This window comes from Flavobacterium salmonis, from assembly GCF_903819435.1.
Classification (GTDB): Bacteria; Bacteroidota; Bacteroidia; order Flavobacteriales; family Flavobacteriaceae; genus Flavobacterium; species Flavobacterium chungangense.
Genome location: NZ_CAIJDP010000068.1, coordinates 322,402 through 340,051 on the forward strand (window position 1 = coordinate 322,402; position 17,650 = coordinate 340,051).

At 35.1% G+C, this 17,650-nt stretch carries 16 protein-coding genes; 12 read left to right on the plus strand and 4 right to left on the minus strand.

All coding sequences use genetic code 11. From position 1 onward, the window contains the following. Positions 1 to 22: 22 nt before the first annotated feature. The 9 genes from FLACHUCJ7_RS11505 (at position 23) to FLACHUCJ7_RS11545 (ending at position 10,083) form a co-directional block, all read left to right on the plus strand. Positions 23 to 1,213, plus strand: coding sequence for a glycoside hydrolase family 130 protein (locus tag FLACHUCJ7_RS11505; protein ID WP_180908998.1), 1,191 nt, complete (start codon positions 23 to 25; stop codon positions 1,211 to 1,213). A 6-nt stretch (positions 1,214 to 1,219) separates the two neighbouring features. Further along, positions 1,220 to 2,410: an AGE family epimerase/isomerase gene (locus FLACHUCJ7_RS11510; RefSeq protein WP_180908999.1), complete on the plus strand. Its 1,191-nt coding sequence runs from the start codon at positions 1,220 to 1,222 to the stop codon at positions 2,408 to 2,410. Positions 2,411 to 2,458: 48 nt separating this feature from the next. Continuing rightward, the gene (locus FLACHUCJ7_RS11515) at positions 2,459 to 3,481 is read left to right on the plus strand and encodes a carbohydrate binding domain-containing protein (RefSeq protein ID WP_180909000.1); all 1,023 of its coding nucleotides are present in this window, start codon (positions 2,459 to 2,461) and stop codon (positions 3,479 to 3,481) included. A gap of 5 nt (positions 3,482 to 3,486) precedes the next feature. Continuing rightward, positions 3,487 to 4,746, plus strand: coding sequence for a glycoside hydrolase family 26 protein (locus tag FLACHUCJ7_RS11520; protein WP_180909001.1), 1,260 nt, complete (start codon positions 3,487 to 3,489; stop codon positions 4,744 to 4,746). A 108-nt stretch (positions 4,747 to 4,854) separates the two neighbouring features. Beyond that, positions 4,855 to 6,144: a glycoside hydrolase 5 family protein gene (locus FLACHUCJ7_RS11525; protein WP_180909002.1), complete on the plus strand. Its 1,290-nt coding sequence runs from the start codon at positions 4,855 to 4,857 to the stop codon at positions 6,142 to 6,144. Positions 6,145 to 6,258: 114 nt separating this feature from the next. Continuing rightward, entirely contained in the window at positions 6,259 to 8,244 is a 1,986-nt protein-coding gene (locus FLACHUCJ7_RS11530) for a glycoside hydrolase family 97 protein (RefSeq protein ID WP_180909003.1), read from the plus strand. Positions 8,245 to 8,320: 76 nt separating this feature from the next. Further along, positions 8,321 to 9,517 (plus strand): ImmA/IrrE family metallo-endopeptidase, encoded by a 1,197-nt coding sequence (locus FLACHUCJ7_RS11535; RefSeq protein WP_180909004.1) that lies wholly within the window; start codon positions 8,321 to 8,323, stop codon positions 9,515 to 9,517. 5 nt (positions 9,518 to 9,522) lie between these two features. Further along, complete coding sequence (locus FLACHUCJ7_RS11540) at positions 9,523 to 9,672, plus strand: hypothetical protein (protein ID WP_219634084.1); 150 nt, start codon at positions 9,523 to 9,525, stop codon at positions 9,670 to 9,672. Positions 9,673 to 9,894: 222 nt separating this feature from the next. Then, the gene (locus FLACHUCJ7_RS11545) at positions 9,895 to 10,083 is read left to right on the plus strand and encodes a hypothetical protein (RefSeq protein WP_219634086.1); all 189 of its coding nucleotides are present in this window, start codon (positions 9,895 to 9,897) and stop codon (positions 10,081 to 10,083) included. A gap of 26 nt (positions 10,084 to 10,109) precedes the next feature. Here FLACHUCJ7_RS11545 and mgrA read toward each other — a convergent pair whose 3' ends face one another. Then, the gene (mgrA, locus tag FLACHUCJ7_RS11550; RefSeq protein ID WP_180909005.1) at positions 10,110 to 11,066 is read right to left on the minus strand and encodes an L-glyceraldehyde 3-phosphate reductase; all 957 of its coding nucleotides are present in this window, start codon (positions 11,064 to 11,066) and stop codon (positions 10,110 to 10,112) included. Between the two features lie 111 nt (positions 11,067 to 11,177). Between mgrA and FLACHUCJ7_RS11555 the strand changes: the two genes are divergently transcribed. Next, on the plus strand, positions 11,178 to 11,408 hold the full coding sequence (locus FLACHUCJ7_RS11555) for a DUF433 domain-containing protein (RefSeq protein WP_078226156.1): 231 nt from the start codon (positions 11,178 to 11,180) through the stop codon (positions 11,406 to 11,408). After that, on the plus strand, positions 11,408 to 11,743 hold the full coding sequence (locus FLACHUCJ7_RS11560; RefSeq protein ID WP_078226155.1) for a DUF5615 family PIN-like protein: 336 nt from the start codon (positions 11,408 to 11,410) through the stop codon (positions 11,741 to 11,743). The genes FLACHUCJ7_RS11555 and FLACHUCJ7_RS11560 overlap by 1 nt, the downstream gene beginning before the upstream one ends. Before the next feature lie 95 nt (positions 11,744 to 11,838). Here the strand turns inward: FLACHUCJ7_RS11560 and bglX are convergent, their stop codons facing one another. From bglX to FLACHUCJ7_RS11575, 3 genes are all read right to left on the minus strand, one after another. Then, positions 11,839 to 14,133 carry a beta-glucosidase BglX gene (bglX, locus tag FLACHUCJ7_RS11565; protein ID WP_180909006.1) on the minus strand — a complete coding sequence of 765 codons (2,295 nt, stop codon included), beginning with the start codon at positions 14,131 to 14,133 and terminating at the stop codon, positions 11,839 to 11,841. Between the two features lie 293 nt (positions 14,134 to 14,426). Further along, on the minus strand, positions 14,427 to 15,803 hold the full coding sequence (locus FLACHUCJ7_RS11570; RefSeq protein WP_078226153.1) for a sialate O-acetylesterase: 1,377 nt from the start codon (positions 15,801 to 15,803) through the stop codon (positions 14,427 to 14,429). Beyond that, complete coding sequence (locus tag FLACHUCJ7_RS11575) at positions 15,793 to 16,887, minus strand: SGNH/GDSL hydrolase family protein (RefSeq protein ID WP_180909007.1); 1,095 nt, start codon at positions 16,885 to 16,887, stop codon at positions 15,793 to 15,795. Before FLACHUCJ7_RS11575 ends, FLACHUCJ7_RS11570 begins: the two co-directional genes overlap by 11 nt. Before the next feature lie 184 nt (positions 16,888 to 17,071). Between FLACHUCJ7_RS11575 and FLACHUCJ7_RS11580 the strand changes: the two genes are divergently transcribed. Then, on the plus strand, positions 17,072 to 17,581 hold the full coding sequence (locus FLACHUCJ7_RS11580) for a C40 family peptidase (RefSeq protein ID WP_180909008.1): 510 nt from the start codon (positions 17,072 to 17,074) through the stop codon (positions 17,579 to 17,581). Positions 17,582 to 17,650: the final 69 nt, after the last annotated feature.

Below are 17,650 nucleotides of genomic sequence, written 5' to 3' on the forward strand. Positions count from 1 at the left end.
ACAGATTTAGAAATTGATTGATATGACAACAATAACAACTTCAGCTACATTTCACGATAGAAAAGTAGCATTAGAAAAAGAACATATTACGCTTGTACAGCAAAAAAATGAGCCCCAAAATACGATTGGAAACGGAATTTATCAACGTTATAAAAATCCGGTAGTCACTGCCGCACACGTACCTTTAAACTGGCGTTTCGATTTAAATGAAGAAACAAATCCATTTTTACAGGAACGTATCGGAATGAATGCTGCGTTTAATGCAGGTGCGATGAAATGGAATGGCAAATATTTATTAGCAGTTCGTGTAGAGGGAATTGACAGAAAATCATTTTTTGCTATTGCGGAAAGTCCAAATGGAATTGATAATTTCAGGTTTTGGGAAAAACCGTGCATAATTCCACAAACCTCGGAGCCGGACACAAATGTTTATGATATGCGTTTAATCAATCATGAAGACGGTTGGGTTTACGGAATTTTTTGTACAGAAAGAAAAGATCCAAAAGCCCCAAAAGGTGACACAAGTTCTGCTGTAGCCAACGCAGGGATCGTACGTTCAAAAGATTTAGTGAAATGGGAAAGGCTTCCTGATTTAATTTCGAATACCGGCCAGCAAAGAAATGTTGTTTTACATCCCGAATTTGTAAACGGAAAATATGCTTTATACACACGCCCACAAGATGGTTTTATTGATGTTGGAGCAGGTGGCGGAATTGGTTTAGGATATGTTGACAATATGGAAAATCCGGTTGTAAAAGAAGAAAAAATCATTTTTGGAAAGCATTATCACACCATTTATGAGTTAAAAAATGGTCTTGGTCCCGCTCCCATCAAAACAGAAAAAGGCTGGTTGCATTTGGCACACGGAGTTCGTAACACAGCTGCTGGTTTACGATATACACTTTATATGTTTATGACAGATTTGAATGATATTTCGAAAGTAACTCATGTTCCTGCCGGACATTTTATGGGACCTGAAGGAATAGAAAGAGTTGGGGATGTTTCGAATGTATTGTTCTCAAATGGATGGATTGAAGACGAAGATGGTACTGTCTATGTATATTACGCCTCATCAGACACCAGAATGCATGTCGCAGTTTCATCTGTAGCAAAATTAGTTGACTATGTGACCAATACTCCTGCTGACACTTTTATTTCTGCCGGTTCTGTAGAAACAATTATCAGCCAAATCGAAAAAAACAACGCAATATAATTTACCGTGTCATCAAAACTAAAGCAACTTAAAACCGAATTATCAGCTGAACTTGATGCTATTTTAGACTATTGGTCAAAAAACACAATCGATATTCAAAATGATGGTTTTATTGGTCAGATTGACTCTAATGATGCAGTAATTTTAAATGCTGAAAAAGGTTCTGTACTAAATGCCCGAATATTATGGTCGTTTTCTGCAAGCTACCAGGTTACAAAAAATGAGTCTCATAAAGAAATTGCCAAAAGAGCTTTTCAATATCTTTCTGAATATTTTTATGACCCTGAGTTTGGAGGTTTATTTTGGAGTATTAATGCAGATACAACCCCAAAAGACACCAAAAATCAGATTTATGCTTTGGCTTTTGCCATTTATGGTTTGTCCGAATATTATGTTATTTCAAAAGATGAAAAGGCACTGGCAATTGCCATTAATTTATATTTAAGAATACAAAAACACAGTTACGATTCTGTAAACCAAGGTTATTTAGAAGCTTTTACACGCGATTGGCAACCTATTGAAGATCTACGACTAAGCAGTAAAGATGCTAACGAAAAGAAAACCATGAACACACATTTGCATATTGTTGAGGCATATGCAAATTTATTCAAGGTTTGGAAAGATGCAAAGTTACAAAGTGATATTATCGAATTATTACAAACCATCGAAAAACATTTCATCAATCCAGAAACAGGCCATTTGCATTTGTTTTTTGATGAAAACTGGATTGAAAAACCAGATGTTATTTCATATGGTCATGATATTGAAGCTGCCTGGCTTTTATTGCAATGTGCCGAAATTTCAGGAGATAAAACATTAATCGACAATTTCACTAAACATGCCATTCAAATAGCAGAAGCTACCCAGGAAGGCATAGATACTGATGGTGGTTTATGGTATGAATTTGACCCTGAAAAGAAACGACTAACTACCGAGAAACACTGGTGGGTACAGGCGGAAGCCTTAATTGGTTTTTATAACGCATATCAATTAACTGATAACGAAAAATATTTAGAAATTGTTTTAAAAAACTGGGAGTTTATAAAAAAACACATTTTAGACAAACAAAACGGAGAATGGTTTTGGGGAATTTACGGCGATTATACTTTGATTGAAAAAGACAAAGCCGGTTTTTGGAAATGCCCTTATCACAACAGTCGTGCTTGTTTGGAACTCATCCAAAGAATAAAAACTTAAATTATTTCACTTCTATAAAACTGATTTATTGCATTAAAAACAACGATTATGAAACAACTCTTTTTCTTTAGTTTATTATTTTTTTGTGCAATAAGTGATGCACAAACCAATTTGATTAAAAATGGCGGATTTGAATCTGAAACTTTAAATTGGACTGGCGATGCTGCAACCATATCTCCGTATGACAAAAAAACGGGTAAAAACAGTGCTGTTATCAATCAGTTTACGGGTGCTGAATGGAAAGCAATAGATCAAATTGTAAACATTCCGAAAAATACGTATGCTGTAGAATTCAGCGTTTGGGTAAAAGCCGATCAGATTGAAGGCGGCAAGGAAGCTTATAACGCCGGTTTAATGATTGCTGAATTTACAAACAGCGGCGGAAAAAAAATAGTTTCTGAAAACATAGCGCAAGTAAAAGGAACAATAGTCTGGACCAATTATAAAAAAACAGTTTTGGTTCCTGAAAAAGCGCAAAAAATCAGAATCATGCTCGCATTGGCACAAATCAACGGCTCTGTATTTTTTGACGATGTAAATGCGACTGCACTTTCTGAGGAAGAGTATTTCAAACTTAATCCCATAACGACAGTTCCGGAAGGACAAAAAACAATTTCTACTTCAAAACCATTTTCAAACGGAAATTTTGAAGAAAATCTAAATTCATGGAACGGAAACGGAATAATTTCTACTACAGACAAAAAAGATGGAAATGCAGCAGTAGAAATTTCATCAAAAATCGCCGAATGGAAAGCAATTGATCAGGTATCTGATATTAATAAAGGAAATAAAACCATAGAAATTTCAGGATGGTTAAAAGCAAAAGATATCCAACAAGGAAAAGACCCATGGAATAACGGCATGTTTATTATTGAATTTAAAAAAGACGAAAACGTCAAAGCTTCAGAAGATCAGGTTATAGGAACGGTGACCGGAACTACGGACTGGACTCTTTTCAAAAAAACATTTCAAATTCCCGAAGGTGCAAAACAATACCGGATTATGGTTGCAATGAGTGTTTGCACGGGAACTTTATTAGCCGATAATATTGAGGTCAAACTTTCTAATTAAAATCAATGAAAAACTACATCAGAATATTTTTTTTAAGCGCTCCCATTTTATTTTTTGCAGGTTGTTCGTCTGACGATGTAACAAATAATCCTGTAATAGTAGACCCTCCAGTTGTAGTAGCTACAGACCCGCTTACAAACTCAAATACAACTACGTATATGGTTGACGCCAATGCCACAAAAGAAACTGTTGCATTGTTTTACAACCTAAAGAAATTAGCCAAAAGCAAATTCGCTATTGGACAACAGGATGCTTTTATTTCTTTTTACAAAAATAGTAGCGGAGAATCTGACATTAAAAAGACAACAGGGAACGACCCAGCCATTATAGGATCAGACTTATCCTTTGTTACCGACATTAGAAACGATGGCACAACCAGCAATTGGTTCTATCAGCAAGAGGTTAAAAATATTACCCAAATAAAAAATGCTTATGCAAAAGGAATAATCAACACAGTATCCTGGCATTTGCGAGGACCAAAAAATAAGAATTATTCAGAAACAGATAAAGAAGAATATACTTTTTATGCTAATTCAATGTTTGAAGCCGATAAAAGCATTTTTTTTAGAAGCATTTTACCGGGAGGCACAAGACATGAATGGTTTAAAGAAAAATTAGATCAGGTAGCTGCTTTCTCTTCAAAACTAAAAGGCACAAAAGGCGAATTGATTCCGATAATTTTCAGGCCTTTCCATGAATTTGACGGGAGCTGGTTTTGGTGGGGAGCCGATTTCTGTACTCCGGAAGAATATAAAACAGTGTATAAATTTACTGTTCATTATTTAAAAAACACTAAAGGCGTTCACAATATTTTATATGCTTTTTCTCCAGACAGAACCTATCTAACATCAACCGATTATTTAAGCAGATATCCGGGCGATAAGTATGTTGACGTCTTAGGAATGGATAATTACGGGGATTTTGACAATCAGGGTACAACGGGTGCCAATACAGCGAATTCTAAATTAAAAATTATATCAGATTTAGCTAAAACCAAAGTAAAAATCGCAGCTTTAACAGAAACAGGATATCGGGTTACAAGTTCAAAAACACCAATAAACGATTGGTTTTCTAATTACTTATATAGTGCTTTAACATCAAACAGTATTGAAGTAAGTTATGTGATGTTCTGGAATAATGATGAAAATGGTTATTATGTTCCGAATGGTTCGGTTTCGAATGATGCTGACTTTAAAACGTTTAGCCTAAAATCAAAATCGGCATTATTGAATTCATTACCGAAGATGTATGAAATGCCCAAATAGTTACTAAAAAACGTAAATTCCTAGCCCTGATAGCAGCGGCATCCTTTTGTGCCGGGGTTCGGCACAAAAGATACAGCGAATAGCAGGATTAGCTTCTAAAAATATACTATGAAAAACAGACTTTTAAAAACCCTTGGATTGGCTTTGCTTCTCTCCACTTTTTCTTGTCAGGCTCAGGAAAGAATTACAGTAAAAGGAACGCAATTTTATAAAGGTGACAAACCTTACACCTATATTGGTACAAATTACTGGTACGGAAGTTTACTTGCTTCTAAAAAAGTAGGTGACCGGGAAAGACTGCTTCGCGAGCTTGATTTCATGCAAAAAAACGGAATCGACAACTTGCGAATTTTAGTGGGAGCAGATGGCGGAAAATATGATTTTACGGTACGTCCGGCGTTGCAATACGAGCAGGGAAAATATAATGAGGACTTGCTTGACGGATTGGACTTCCTGATGAATGAGATGAGAAAACGTAAAATGTACGCGGTTTTATACCTGACCAACAATTGGGAATGGTCTGGCGGAATGTCACAATATCTTGAATGGAATGGTAAAGGTGCTATTCCTATTCCGGCTATTGCACCAAATACCTGGCCTCAGTTTATGTCATATACTGAACAGTTTCACAATTGTGACCCTTGTATGAAAGCGTTAGAAGATCATGTGAAGTTTATTATGGGCAGAACTAACTCTTATTCTAAAAAGAAATACACAGAAGACAATACGATTATGGCCTGGCAGGTTGGTAATGAACCAAGGCTTTTTACGGTTGAAAATGAGGGGAAATTCACCATTTGGCTCAATAATATTGTCAATTTAATGGATAGTTTAGATAAAAACCATTTAATTTCTACAGGATCTGAAGGTTTGAACAGTTCGAACGATGACATAGGAATTTTTGAAAGAACACATAAAAATCCGAATATAGATTACCTGACCATGCACATCTGGCCTAAAAACTGGAACTGGTTTAAAGCCGATAATGCCGAAGCTACAATTCCTGCCACTATTGAAAATGCCGGAAAGTATATTGATGCTCACGTTAAAGTTGCCCATAATCTACAAAGACCTATTATTATTGAGGAGTTTGGATTACCAAGAGAAAACGAAGATTTAGATGCAGGGGCACCTTCCATTTACCGAAATCAGTTTTATAGTTATATCTTTGGCAGAGTTGCTGAAAGTGTTGCCAATAAAGGCCCGTTGCAGGCAGCTAATTTCTGGGGATTTGGGGGAGAAGGAAAAGCAGTTAATGAAACCGGAAAATGGAATCCGGGAGAGCCATTAACAACTGATCCTCCGCAGGAGCCTCAGGGATTAAATTCAGTTTTTAATAGTGATAAATCGACTTTGGAAATTGTAAAAAAATACAATCTGGAACTGAAGAAAAAATAAAATATTGCAACGTTTACTTAACCATATAAGTCATGTAAATTCATTTGAGAGGACAGCTTCAAATAAATTCAACTATGTACTTATATGGTTTGCTATTATACAAATAATCAAATCATGAAAAAAAGAATCTTCTATATTTTTATACTGCTTTTTTTTAATGCCAGTTTTTCACAACAACAGGTACAGGATTTTGTATTGGAATCTCCAAACAGAAAAATAAAGGTCAGTATCGTAATCCGTGAGAAGATAACCTGGTCAGTTTCGCATGATAAAGATATAATTCTGGCTCCATCTTCTATTTCTATGACATTAGATCAAAATGAAATTTTAGGCAAAAATGCTTTGCTTTTGAATTCAAAAAGAGAAAAAGTAAACCAGACTTTTGAATCTCCATTTTACAAAAAGAGTACTGTTAAAAATCAATACAATCTTTTGGTATTAAACTTCAAAAATGATTTCAGTATTGAATACAGGGCTTTTGATGATGGCGTAGCTTACAGATTCATCACCAAAAAGAAAAAAGACATTACCGTAAAATGGGAAGAAGTTACTTTGAACTTTGATGTGGATTATAATACTTTTATGCCATACGTTCGTGATTTAAGAAATCCGAAAGATCCTTATATCTCATCTTTTGAAGCACAATATGAAAACAAAAAGGTCAGTGAATTTGCAAAAGACACTTTGGCATTTTTACCGTTTTTAATTGATTTTAAAAACCGTAAAAAAGCTGTTTTTCTGGAAGCAAATTTAGAAGATTATCCGGGATTGTTTGTAACGAATAATAAGCCCAAATTAGGTTTTGAAGCCCGTTTTTCTAAATATCCGTTACAGGAAACCAACGGCGGATTTAACAACATCAACAGACTAATTACGGAGAGAGCTGATTATCTGGTTAAAACCAAAGGAACACGAAATTTTCCGTGGAGATCAATTGTGATCTCTGAAAACGATGCCAATTTAGCCAATAACGATATGGTTCAGAAATTATCCGAGCCTTCAAAAATAAAAGATATTTCGTGGATAAAGCCGGGAAAAGTAGCCTGGGACTGGTGGAATGACTGGAACATTTACAACATCGATTTTAAAGCCGGAATCAACACGCAGACGTATAAATATTATATTGATTTTGCTTCTAAAAACAAAGTCGAATATGTGGTTTTGGATGAAGGCTGGAGTCTGGAAGACGACATCATGAAACACAACCCGAATGTTGATTTGGAAGCTTTAATCGCTTACGGAAAAGAAAGAAACGTTGGAATTATTTTATGGAGTTCCTGGATGGCTTTGACTAAAAATACAGCCGGAATTTTTAAAAATTATGCTGATTTAGGAATCAAAGGATTTAAAGTTGACTTCCTTGATCGCGATGATGCTAAAATGGTAAATTCGGTGTATGATATTGCTCAAAAAGCCGCTGATAACAAATTACTTTTGGATTTTCACGGTATGTACAAACCAACCGGAATTCAGCGTACTTTTCCGAATATTCTAAATTTTGAAGGTGTAAAAGGATTGGAAAATAATAAATGGACACCAAATGATGATGTTCCCACTTACGACTGTTCGATTCCGTTTATCCGAATGATGGCCGGCCCGATGGATTACACTCCCGGTGCAATGCGTAACGCAACCAAAAGCGAATTCAGACCAAGCCATTCCACTCCAATGAGTCAGGGAACAAGAAGTCATCAACTGGCACTTTACACCATTTTTGAAGCACCTCTGCAAATGATGGCCGACAGTCCGACTGCCTATATCAAAGAACAGGAAAGTACTGATTTTATAGCCAGGATCCCAACCGTTTTTGATGAAACAGTGGCTTTAGATGGCGAAGTGGGAAAATTCGTTTCGATCGCTCGTAAAAAGGAAAATACATGGTATTTAGGTGCGATCACAAACTGGGATTCAAGAGACATTACAATTGATTTCTCCTTTCTGGAAAAAGGTAAAAAATATGAAGCTGAAATTTTCTCTGATGGATTGAATGCTGATAAGGCCGCTAATGATTATAAAAGAGAAGTTATTACCGTTGATTCAACTACGAAATTAAAATATGGGCTGGCAAGTGGTGGCGGATTAGTGATGATTATAAAATAAAAAACAAGGGTAATTACCCTTGTTTTTTATTTTATATCTTATTTTTAGTTATATTTGCAAGGTAAATACCCTTTATATGAAACCTACAGATATTAATCAGTTATTACAATCAATTTTTTCAGAGGACAATTCCATTGATATTAAGGAAGTTTTTGAAAATAAATTAATTGAATATAATTTAAGCAAAACGAAAGCTTTAAAGTTACTTAATATTGATAAAGATGTTTTTGAAGAAATAATTTCAGGAACAGCTAAACAACCAAATTTTATAAACATTGTTAAAATTTCGGAATTTCTTAATATTGACATTAATGAATTCATTAATGTAGTTTTGAAAAATCAAAGCAGAGAAAACATAACTTCAATTGAAAACGCTAGAAAAGCAACTTTTTTAGTTAAAAATTTTGACATCAAGGCTTTAACAAAACTTGGATTCTTTTCTAATAATGATGATACTGAATTATTAGTTGATAAAGTTTTAAACTTTTTTGGCTTTAATTCGATACAAGATTACGAGGAACAATTAGACGAGCCATTATATAGTAGAGTAAAGAGAAATTTTTCAGATAAGATGAAAGATTTTTGGATAAAATCTGCATACCAGAGTTTTAAAATCATTAATAATCCTAATGAATATAATCGCGAAAGATTAAAAGATTTGATTATAAAAATTAAACCTTATTCACAAGATGTTCAAAATGGCCTTTTCACTGTTTGCAGAGCTTTATATAATCTTGGCATAACTGTTATATTTCAAAATTATCTCGCAACAACGCAAGTAAAAGGAGCTACATTTATTATAAACGGAAAGCCTTGTATTGTTTTAACAGATTTTAATAAAAAGTATGCTACTCTATGGTTTACTTTAATGCACGAACTACATCATGTATTGTTTGATTTTGATTTAATTGAAACTAATAGTTTTCATTTAACTGGTGATAATGATTTATTTTTAATCGAAGAGAAAGCTGATTCTTTTGCAAGAGACATTTTTTTAAGCGAAGAAAAGTTTCATTATATAAAAAAGTACATTAATAGTCCGTATTTAGTATCAAAATTTGCAAAAGAAAATGAAATACATGAATCAATTGTTTATTCATTTTTTACATGGTACCAAGACAAATTATACAAGAAAAGTTATCACGCTGCTTACAGAGAATTTTATCCTGATTATTCAGAATCATTAATCAAACTAAACCCAATTTCGTGGGACGATAAAAATTTGAAACAAGCAAGTGAAAAAATAAAATCCATTTTAGAAATTAAATTTTAGCAGTTATGATTGAAGATGAAAGTAAAAAAATTAGAAAAGAAGAAAAAGATCTAGAAATTTCTAAAGCTGATTTAGAAAGATTAGAAATTCTTCAAAGATCAAACGAGAAAATTGGAAGGCAACTAAGTATAAATTCTGAAACTGGTAATTTATAAGAAATCAATGAATTACGTGGCTTAATTGGTAAGGAGTTTGAAAATCCTGAAGAAAAATACAATACTTATTATAAAGGAATAGAGAAGCTATTAAGACAGTTTTTACCAAAAGGCAAAGAATTCAAAATTGTAAGACGCATTATTCGTGATGAAAAAAGTGTTTTTTTAAATAATGGAAAGAAAAAATCTGACAATAACGGAATTAGAGGAAGCGATGAAAGAATGACTTTTCAGACAAATATGAATGAGATGTTAGATATCATTGTAAAATGGATAGCTGAAAGTCAAAATTCATTTGAACTATATAGATTACTTTATGAATTAAACGAAAAGTTTGAATATGGACATGAACAATATGACCAATCGACTTTAAATGTTGCAAATGCAATGTTGAAATTGAGCCAAAAATAAAAAAATGGGACAAATTGTCCCATTTTTTATGCCAATATTTTTTCAATCGCATTCAGTTCATCTGGAGTAAAATCCAGATTCTGCAGACACTCAATATTATTATTCAACTGCTTTACCGAACTGGCACCAATCAAAACCGATGTAATTCGTTTGTCTTTTTGCAGCCAGGCCAATGCCATTTGTGCTAAAGATTGGTTTCTGTTTTGGGCAATTTCATTCAGTTGCGCTAATTTCTGGATTCTTTCAACTGTAACCTCATTCTCTTTTAAATGTCCATTTGGATTGTGAGCACGTGAGTTTTCCGGAATTCCGTTTAAATATTTATCGGTTAAAAGTCCTTGTGCCAAAGGAGAAAAGGCAATGCACCCTACTCCTTTTTCTTCCAGAACATCTAATAACCCGTCTTCGACCCAGCGCTGCAACATGGAATATTTCGCCTGATGAATCAAACATGGCGTTCCTAATTGTTTCAAAACGTCAACCGCAACTCTGGTTTGTTCTGCCGAGTAATTACTGATGCCTACATACAATGCTTTTCCGCTTCTAACGGCATAATCAAGTGCCATCATGGTTTCTTCAATTGGCGTTTCAGGATCCGGACGATGTGAATAAAAAATATCTACATAATCAACTTTCATTCTTTTTAAACTCTGATCTAAACTCGATAGCAAATATTTACGCGAGCCCCAATCTCCATAAGGCCCATCCCACATTGTATAACCCGCTTTGGTCGAAATAATGATTTCATCACGCAGGTTTCCCTGAAAATTATGCCACAATATTTTTCCGAAATTAGTCTCCGCAGACCCTGGAACTGGTCCGTAATTGTTTGCCAGATCAAAATGAGTGATTCCTTTATCAAAAGCTTCCACAGCTATACTTTCTGCATTCTCAAAATTATCTACCGATCCGAAATTATGCCATAATCCTAAAGAAATTTCAGGTAACAATAACCCGCTTTTTCCACACCTGTTATATTTCATTGTTTTAGTTTAATAGTTGAAAGTTAAATAGGTTTTAAAGATAAAAACAAACCTATTATTTTAAACCTAAATAGTCCTTAATTTTTGTAAATTTGTTAAAATAATAAATTCATGGAAAATAACTGGCAAAATTTAATTTCGATAAATCCTGATATCCGATTTGGTAAACCTATTATTACCGGAACAAGAATTTGTGTCTCGGATATTCTTTCATGGCTGGCAAATGGAATGTCTTTTGACGACATTATTGAAGATTTTCCTGAATTAAAAAAAGAGCATATTTTTGCAGCTTTAGCTTTTGCAGCTAACAGAGAAAACATTACAAAAATAATTGCCGCGTAATGAAATTACTCTTGGATGCAAATATTTCATGGAGAATTATAAAACTTATTGAAAATGATTTCCCTAATTCTTTTCATTCTAAAGACATTAAAGTAAATCAACCTGCAAAAGATATTGAAATTTGGGAATTCGCCAGAAAAAACAATTACACCATACTTACTCACGACGATGATTTTGAAAAACTATTACTCTTAAAAGGAGTTCCTCCAAAAGTTATAATTTTAAAGACTTTCAATCAAAACACCAAACAAATTGCAGAACTTTTGATTTCAAAAAAAGAAATTATTGAATCATTCGTTTCAAATAATGATTTAATGATTTTAGAAATCTACTAATCTTATGTTTTCATGTAAAACTCACGCAGATTTAACAGATTATCGAGATAAAAAATCTGCAAAATCTGCGTGAATAAATATTTATAAGAGTCTTTTTACTTCAACTCAAATCCACTCTCTAAACCTGAATCAGAACTTCCTCCAACCTTAAGTTTAAAAGTCCCAGGTTCAACCAAGTAATTTCCGTTATTATCATAAAAACCAAGTTCTGCATCTGTCAAAGTAAAGTTTACTGTTTTAGTTTCTCCTTTCTTCAAACTTACCAATTCAAAACCTTTCAATTCCTCAACCGGTCTGGCAATACTTGCAAAATCGTCATGAATGTACAGCTGGACTACTTCTTTTCCGTCATAATTACCTGAATTGGTAATCTCAACACTTACCTGAACCGGTTCGCCTTTTGCGAAAGCGGTTTTGTTTATTTTCAGATTTTTATAATCGAATTTAGTATAACTCAATCCAAAGCCAAAAGGAAACTGAGGTGTTTTTTCTACATCTGAAAAGTGCGACCAAAACACATTCCCATCTGCGTTTACAGGTCTTCCTGTACTGTAATTGTTGTAATAAATTGGAACCTGACCTACGTTTCTCGGGAAAGAAATTGGCAGTTTTCCGCTCGGATTGTAATCTCCGTATAAAACCTGCGCCACTGCATTTCCGGTTTGTGTTCCCAAATGCCAGGCTTCAACAATAGTCGGAATATGTTCTGCTGCCCACGGAATAGTCAACGGACGCCCATTATTTAAAACCAAAACAATATTTGGATTTACTTTGTAAATTTCTTCTAATAATTCCTGTTGCAATCCCGGTAAATCAAGGTTTGTTCTGCTGCGTCCTTCTCCGCTCTGAAAACCATGCTCTCCTAAAACCATCACCACAACATCTGCATTTTTGGCCGCTGTTTTTGCTGCTTCAAATCCGCTTTTGTCTGTTGTATTAAAAACTACCTCATCCAGAAAAGTCGCTTTTCCAACAATTAAATCGGCTCCTTTTTCAAAAACCAGCTGATTGTCTTTATATTGCTGCATTCCTTCTAAAACCGAAACCGCAGTATTGTCTTCTGCGGCGATTCGCCAGCTTCCCAACGGACTGTTTTTATCATTTGCTAATGCTCCTATCAAAGCAATCTTTTGTCCGGATTTTTTTAGCGGAAGCAGGTTTTTATCATTCTTCAATAAGACAATCGACTTTTTCGCCATGTCCAAAACACCATCATTATTCGCTTTATTTCCTATAGTCGCTTTTTCACGTTTTTCATCACAGTATTTGTAGGGATCATCAAACAATCCCAATTCAAATTTTACTCGCAAGATTCTACGAACTGCATCATCTACTAAAGCCTCTTTAACTTTTCCTTCCTTAACTAATTTCGCTAATTCGTTAACATACAAATGTGATTCCATATCCATATCAGAACCTGCCGTAACCGCTTTTAAAGTCGCATCTGCACCATCTTTGGCATAACCATGCGGAATCATTTCACGAACAGAAGCCCAGTCTGAAACCACGAAACCGTCAAATTTCCATTTACCTTTTAAAATATCCCGTTGCAGAAAAACATTTCCCGTCGCCGGAATTCCGTTTACCAAATTAAACGAATTCATAAACGTTCTCACGCCTGCATTGGTAGCCGCTTCGAAAGGTGGCAAAACAGTATTGAATAATTTCGAATTGCTAATATCAACCAAATTATAATCACGTCCTGATTCTACATAACCATACGCCGCAAAGTGTTTCGCACAAGCTGCAATTGTATTTACTTTCGCCAGATCAGCAGTTGTTTCTCCCTGAAATCCTTTTACTCTGGCAACCGCAATTTTGCTTCCCAGATACGGATCTTCTCCTGCGCCTTCCATCACACGTCCCCAGCGCGCATCGTTTGTAATATCTACATTAGGACCAAAAGTCCAGTTAATTCCGGATGCCGAAGCCTCATCTGCCGCAATTGCTGCCGATTTTTTAATTGCATCCAAATCCCAGCTGGCCGCTTCTGCCAATGGAATCGGACTTAACGTTTTATAACCGTGAATGACGTCAAAACCAATAATCAGCGGAATTCCCAATCGGGTTTCTTCCACCGCAATTTTCTGCACCGCACGAACCTCCTTCACACCGCGAACTGTGAGCATACTACCTACCCATCCTTTTCTCAGATGTTCGTATTTCAATTCGGCATTTCCACCTTTTGGAGCAGGACCAGTCACATCCCAAAAACCATTATATTGATTCATTTGTCCCACTTTTTCTTCCAAAGTCATCAATGGCAAAAGCAGTTCAATTCGTTGTTCAATCGTTTTATTTTTATCCAGATACGGTTTCTTCTGTGCATTCATATTTCCGGCAGTAAACAGGGTTAAAACCCCAATAATTAATATTCTTTTATTTATCATGATAGTTAGTTTTATATTTTTAGCGTGTCCCTTGCCGAAAAAAGGCAAGTGTCGGGCTTTCGGCTATATCTTTTGTTCCGTTTCTCTTCACAAAAGGATACCGCCTCTATCCCTCACGCGACGGGTAACGAGAAATTTTTCGGTTTTTTTAAGGAATCCCTGTTATCCACAATCTTGTCATTCCGAGGAACGAGGAATCTTCGTAAGTAGCTCGACAAAGATTGGCGATTCTCATTGTGGAATTACTTGTGTGATTTCTCCTTCGTCGAAATGACAAAAAAGCATGCAATCCTTTACTCCGAAATAAAACAGGAAGCCGGTAAATTAGCCTTATTAAACAAATCGGACTGAATTGTATTTCCCCATGCAAATCTTACTTTTGCAGGATTCGGTACTTTTTTACTCATTACGATTACCTGATTATTTTTTATCGAAGCCTCCGCAGGATAAAAAGTTCCATCAGCACCGGCAATTTCAAACTGTTTCGTGATTTTATCTTTAAAATGTAATCCATCAGCATAATCAAAAGAAACAATAGCCTTGTTTTTATCCATTTTGATTTCTTTAAAAAGCGGACCGTTTACCAGATTAGAATTGGTTTTATAAGTATTCACCAATGCTAAATTTGCTAAACGAATTCCAACTGATTTTTTATCTTTCGGGTGAATATCAATTGTATCCGAAACGTCACTTATCACGACCATTCCAGTAGTATTGATTTCTTTTAAAAGTTTTCGCTGGGAGTTGCGGAGCGTAACATTTGAAAAGTTGTTACTGCCTGTTTTAAAAGGTGCAATTTGTACATAATAAAACGGAAAATCATCCTGCCAGCCTTTTCGCCATGAAGTAATCAAGGCCGATAATGTTTTATCATAAACTTCTGAACCTACATTGGATTCGCCCTGATACCAAAGAGTACCAGCAATTTTAAATCCAACGAATGGATAAATCATCGCATTGTAGGCACGTCCCGGCTGCCTTGGTCCGTATTCCTGTTCGTTTAGTTTTTTGGCATTTTCCAATAAAACAGCATCGTTCTGAACGACTTCTTCAGGCATCCAGATTTCTGCGGGAGTTCCTCCCCAATTGGAAGAAATTAATCCGATGGGAACATTTTTCAAATCTTCTCTTAGGCGTTTGGCAAAGAAGTAGCCCACCGCACTAAAGTATTTCATGGTTTCCGGAGTCGATTCGGTCCAGTTGCCTAATAAATTATTCTGTGGTGTCGTCGCCGTTAATTTCGGAACTGTAAAAAAACGAATATTAGGATTCGCAGCATTTTTGGCTTCTTCCTCCCCATTATCGATTCCCCAGCTTACAGACATTTCCATATTGGACTGACCCGAACAAACCCAGACTTCGCCAATTAAAATGTTTTTCAGCACCACTTCATTATAGCCTTTTATAGAGATCGAATAAGGACCTCCCGCTTCAGGCGTTTTGATCTTAAATTCCCATTGTGCCTGATTGTTTGTTGTAACTTTATATTCCTGATTATTCCAGCTGGAAACCAATTTGATTTCCTCTTTTGGATTGCCCCAGCCCCAAATTTTGACTTCGGAGTTGCGCTGCAATACCATATTATCGCCAAAAATATTCGGAAGGGAAACGTTTGCCATCATCGTACCTGAAATCAGAGAAAAAACAAACTTAAATATATTATTTTTCATTTAGCAGATTTTTTAAAAAAGGACCATATTCGGCAGCCATAATTTTGTGCTCTTCAATATTCGGATGTCCGGAACATCCGCTTGGTGTCATAGGCTTAAATTTGAAAATCAGAATTGGCTTGTGTGATTTATCAGCATCAAATTCGGCTTTTATCTTATTCAGACAGTCTTCAAAAATTACGGCTTTTTCTCCGTTTACCATTGGGCTGTTTGTTAAAACCAATTGTGCATTTGGATTATGCTGGTATAACATCTTTATAAAATTGACATAATTCGAAACATACTTTTCAGGACTAAAAGGCGAACGTTCTTTTGTCCCGTCACCATTAGAAAAATCATTGGTTCCTAAGGCAATGCTGATAATTTCAGGCTGAAAAGCAAAATCATATTTAGGTTTTGAAGCGTCTTTTGTCAAATACAAATTTTCATAAACAGCAGGCATAATTGGTGCATCAGAACCTTCTTCATTCCAGTTACGGTAAATCCCGATTCCGGAAACGGAACTCATCAAATAGTCGACATCAATATTTCTTGAAATAATAGGCCCATAAGCATAATAACCATTATGATGATCAAAATATTGACCCTGATCACACGGAATCGTTGACGGATCATTTGCTGCACCACTTGTTATGGAATCTCCAATATATTCGATTTTCTTCTTCTTGACAGAAGTTATAGTCATTAATTTTGCTGTAGTCCCTACAAACAAAACATTTCCCATCGTAGCTTCTGTAGCTTTGTAAATGGTTAGTGTATGCACTTTTTGATTTGAAGTAGCTCTAATATTAAAAGACTGGGCAGGACCTTTCTCAACAGTGACTTTTCCCATATACTGACCATCTAATTCTAATACCACATAATTATGATGTTCCCATGAATCGATACTTTGCAGCGTAACAGCACATTTATTTCCTGAAAAATTAAAGGATACAGACGATGCTGTTCCAATCAGGACAGCTTTATTATCCTCCAGCACGTCAACTCTACCTGCATACAAAAAAGTTTGTGGTTGGGTTTGTGAAATCGAAAGTACTGAAATCAACAAAAACAAAATTAAAAGTGGTATTTTTTTGATAAACATAATTTATTCGTTAAAATATAAATACATTTCACAAATATATCCGAATTACATTTTACAGAAAGATACTAAAATGTCAAAAAGTAATAAAAAAACACCAAAAAGCATTTGTCCGATTTCACCTCTTTTTTGATATTCTGACTAAACGCCTTATCTTTATAAACTAATATTTTTATCTGCCCCAAAAATGAAAACTACTGTTCCTGTCCTACTTCTTCTGTTTATTATTTTGTTTTCTTCTTTTACTTTAAAAAAAAACAATAAAATGCAATCTGATTCGGTTAAAATCCAGACTGCAATTGAGCGGGATTCAATTATTTCGTATGCAAAACAACATCTAGGAACACGATATTTATATGCAAGCAGCAATCCCGGCAAAGGATTTGACTGTTCGGGGTTTGTCTATTATGTCTTCAAAAATTTTGGTTTAACCTTACCGAGAAGTTCAGGTGGTTATAAAAACATAGGTAAGTCTTTAAAACCTGAGGAATTTAAAGTAGGAGATGTATTAGTATTTTATGGATACAAAGACAGAAATGTTATAGGGCACGTTGGCATCATCTGTGAAGCTAACGGAATGCAGTCCAAATTTATACACGCATCCTCCGGAAAAGCACAAAAAGTTACGATCACGGCACTTGATGAAGAGCATTATACCCGACGTTTTTATAAATGTGTTGATGTTTTGTCTGAATAATTTTTCACAACCCGAGGCGCCTTTAGCAAACATGCTAAGAATTTTACAAAATGTTTTTTCACGCAGATT

Bases quoted from the DNA above. Each gene is read 5' to 3' on its own strand.
- FLACHUCJ7_RS11505 (WP_180908998.1), top strand. From the start codon at position 23: ATGACAACAATAACAACTTCAGCTACATTTCACGATAGAAAAGTAGCA.
- FLACHUCJ7_RS11515 (WP_180909000.1), top strand. From the start codon at position 2,459: ATGAAACAACTCTTTTTCTTTAGTTTATTATTTTTTTGTGCAATAAGT.
- FLACHUCJ7_RS11520 (WP_180909001.1), top strand. From the start codon at position 3,487: ATGAAAAACTACATCAGAATATTTTTTTTAAGCGCTCCCATTTTATTT.
- FLACHUCJ7_RS11525 (WP_180909002.1), top strand. From the start codon at position 4,855: ATGAAAAACAGACTTTTAAAAACCCTTGGATTGGCTTTGCTTCTCTCC.
- FLACHUCJ7_RS11530 (WP_180909003.1), top strand. From the start codon at position 6,259: ATGAAAAAAAGAATCTTCTATATTTTTATACTGCTTTTTTTTAATGCC.
- FLACHUCJ7_RS11535 (WP_180909004.1), top strand. From the start codon at position 8,321: ATGAAACCTACAGATATTAATCAGTTATTACAATCAATTTTTTCAGAG.
- FLACHUCJ7_RS11540 (WP_219634084.1), top strand. From the start codon at position 9,523: ATGATTGAAGATGAAAGTAAAAAAATTAGAAAAGAAGAAAAAGATCTA.
- FLACHUCJ7_RS11545 (WP_219634086.1), top strand. From the start codon at position 9,895: ATGACTTTTCAGACAAATATGAATGAGATGTTAGATATCATTGTAAAA.
- mgrA (WP_180909005.1), bottom strand. From the start codon at position 11,066: ATGAAATATAACAGGTGTGGAAAAAGCGGGTTATTGTTACCTGAAATT.
- FLACHUCJ7_RS11555 (WP_078226156.1), top strand. From the start codon at position 11,178: ATGGAAAATAACTGGCAAAATTTAATTTCGATAAATCCTGATATCCGA.
- FLACHUCJ7_RS11560 (WP_078226155.1), top strand. From the start codon at position 11,408: ATGAAATTACTCTTGGATGCAAATATTTCATGGAGAATTATAAAACTT.
- bglX (WP_180909006.1), bottom strand. From the start codon at position 14,133: ATGATAAATAAAAGAATATTAATTATTGGGGTTTTAACCCTGTTTACT.
- FLACHUCJ7_RS11570 (WP_078226153.1), bottom strand. From the start codon at position 15,803: ATGAAAAATAATATATTTAAGTTTGTTTTTTCTCTGATTTCAGGTACG.
- FLACHUCJ7_RS11575 (WP_180909007.1), bottom strand. From the start codon at position 16,887: ATGTTTATCAAAAAAATACCACTTTTAATTTTGTTTTTGTTGATTTCA.
- FLACHUCJ7_RS11580 (WP_180909008.1), top strand. From the start codon at position 17,072: ATGAAAACTACTGTTCCTGTCCTACTTCTTCTGTTTATTATTTTGTTT.